This window comes from Anaerotignum sp. (assembly GCF_031981185.1).
Classification (GTDB): domain Bacteria; phylum Bacillota; class Clostridia; order Lachnospirales; family Anaerotignaceae; genus Chakrabartyella.
The window spans coordinates 1-2,640 of sequence record NZ_DALYUL010000045.1 but is presented as its reverse complement, the minus strand read 5'-3'; the positions used below and the strand labels follow the sequence as shown (position 1 = coordinate 2,640).

General features: G+C 36.0%; 3 protein-coding genes. All 3 read right to left on the bottom strand.

Translation table 11 applies throughout. The features are described from left to right. A partial coding sequence (locus RTK36_RS15855; protein WP_312048197.1) for a hypothetical protein occupies nucleotides 1–1,071 on the bottom strand: 1,071 nt, incomplete at its 3' end. A gap of 19 nt (nucleotides 1,072–1,090) precedes the next feature. Further along, nucleotides 1,091–1,213: a hypothetical protein gene (locus RTK36_RS15850; RefSeq protein WP_312048196.1), complete on the bottom strand. Its 123-nt coding sequence runs from the start codon at nucleotides 1,211–1,213 to the stop codon at nucleotides 1,091–1,093. 289 nt (nucleotides 1,214–1,502) lie between these two features. Next, nucleotides 1,503–2,183: a GTP pyrophosphokinase gene (locus RTK36_RS15845; protein ID WP_312048195.1), complete on the bottom strand. Its 681-nt coding sequence runs from the start codon at nucleotides 2,181–2,183 to the stop codon at nucleotides 1,503–1,505. Nucleotides 2,184–2,640: the final 457 nt, after the last annotated feature.

Below are 2,640 nucleotides of genomic sequence, written 5' to 3'. Positions count from 1 at the left end.
TAAACTGTCTCCTGCCTCAACTGTGTACCAAGTTTCAACGGCTTCCTTTTTGGGTTCCACCTTGGATTCATCTTCAACTTTGGATTTTTTTTCGACCTTTGTCTCTTCAGCAAATGCCGCTTGTACTTTAACACCTTCAATGCTTTCTTCCAATTTTTGATAGGAGCTTTGCACCATTAAAACCTCTCCTTCTAAGCTCCTCAAACGGGTCATGTTACTCATTAATGCAAATCCCAAACACAAACATACAACGCAGAGAGCACCGCTTATCCCCGCCAGCATGGTATATTTTCCTTTTTGAACTTCTTCCGCCTCTTTTGCACGTTTTTGTAAAACTCTTCGAATTTCTTTTGCTGCATCCATACGTTCTTCCGGTCTTGGTCTGCGCTTCTTCCGTTCTAGTCCATTTTCCAGTTCCTCTTCCTGGAAGCTTTCCTCCATAGCTACGGCCGACAGATCCTCTTTGGGATATACTGTGCTGTTGTCCAGCATATATTCTTGCATTTCCTTGTTTTTATCGTAGTAAACAAAATAACCCCTTGACTGTCTCAAGCCTCTTCCGTCCTCATTGTATATGTAAAATGTGTCCATTTTATCTAAGCTGTCTATAACAAATAAAACCTGCCAGCTTTCTTTAAAAAACTCCTCATGAAACAACTCATCCTTTGCCATGAGAAAAGAACCAAACCCAGGCTGTAGATGGGCCCAACCTACAAGGCTCATTCCTTTAAAATAGGTCTCCATCTGACTGCCAATATATTCCCATGTTTCTTCACTAAAACCCTCTGCACCATTTTTCTGCGGTGCACTCTTACCTTGAATTGCCCCCGAGATAATTACAGATTCCTCACCGTTAATTTCCAAGTGACGCCCAACTAAGGCTGCTGTTTTCTCTTTACCTCCACCGCTTTTGCCATATTGATATAAATATGTATGCACGTAATCTTCAATGTAGATTCGTATTCGACTTTCCAGTGCACCCATCTGTTTTGTTTTCTCTGGCAAAATTGAGGCTCCCTCATCTACGCCATAGTCATACAAATTCAAATCTCCGTCATAATACTGCCGCATTGTGTATCCTCCCTTTTATTCAAAATCCGCTGGCATGTTTCTTTGGTATTCCTCCAAAGACTTTTTGCTTGTCCAAAATATACCACGGGCGCACTGCACTTTCTGTCAAACGCTGTCGTGCTATTCCATTTTTCTTCCGCAAAAACAACAGATTCTCCCCAAAATTCGCAAAATAAAAAACAGATATATACATATATCTGTTTCAATTTTACTTATGTTGTTTTTTTAGAAATAAACGTGGAACGTTTACCAGTCAGATTCTAAATATATTTTGTGCGTAAAAACATTATTTTGTGAGTTTTTCTTGTCATTCTTTGATTATGACTAGGTTTTGCTATTACCTTAATCTAAATACCCCTGGATATAAACCCACAAACTCAATCAAACTTCCTTCTAAACTAGAATTAATAGGATACACTAGATTCCATGGCTTACGGACGTTTATCCCCTTTTTCTTCAATTCTATTTCGAATTTCTTGCATTCTCAAATCCATGTTACTAATAATATCAGCACACTCCTGCAATTCTTCAAAAATCTCTTTTGAATCGGAAATATCTTTCTTATATTTTAGCTTATGCTCCAAACTTGCCCAAAAATCCATAGCTATGGTACGAAACTGCACTTCGACTTTCATTGGTTTTTTCTTTTCTGCCAAAAATACAGGCACCTCCAAAATAAGGTGCAAGCTACGATACCCATTCTCCTTGGGGCTCTTTATATAATCTTTTGCTTCTAATAGTGTAATATCATCCTGTTGCACCAACAATGCTGCTATAGCATAAATATCATCTACAAAAGAGCAAATTACTCGTATGCCAGCTATATCAAAAAGGTCTCTCTCCATACTCTCAACAGTAAGAGGATAGCCCTTTCTTTTCATTTTTTCAACAATACTCATGGGGCTTTTTATTCTTGATTTAATAGATTCAAACGGATTTCTATTATATTTCAAAGCAAACTCAGCATTCAGAACATTTAGCTTTGTCTCCACTTCCATCAGCGCACATCTGCACTCCATCATCAATTCCATAAAAGGCTTTGCTTCCCTTATTATTATTTCCGGTTGTATGGATAACATTTTCGCATCATAGTCCAGCTCCATCAAATTCATTGCCGCTCAAATCCTCTCCTTCAGATTATTTTCAGTATAACATAAGCAAAGAAATGTGTCTATTTTTGCAGAATCTTTCATTGAACTTTAAGAATTAAAGATTTTTAAGATTATTTAATGTCTTATTTCTTCTTGTTAATTAATTTTTTTACAAAAAGTTGCAAATTATAAGATTTTTGTGCACATTTATCTTTGATAATTTTGTTTACTTTGCCAATACTTTTTTATAGCAACTTATCTTAAAAGGAATGTAACTTACAATTCTGAAGGATGATTAAAAATACAGCTTTAGATAAATTCCTGCTAAAACTCTTCGGTATGATTAAAAAAGACTACAACTGAAGGAAAAAATCGTTTCATCCCTTACTGAACAATATTTAATATCAGAATAAAATGAATAAAAAAAGAGCTTCCAATGGAAACCAAAGGAAGCTCTTAAACATACATTTAAAAAATA

Coding starts and splice junctions, on each gene's coding strand:
- RTK36_RS15845 (WP_312048195.1), bottom strand. CDS start 2,183: ATGAATTTGATGGAGCTGGACTATGATGCGAAAATGTTATCCATACAA.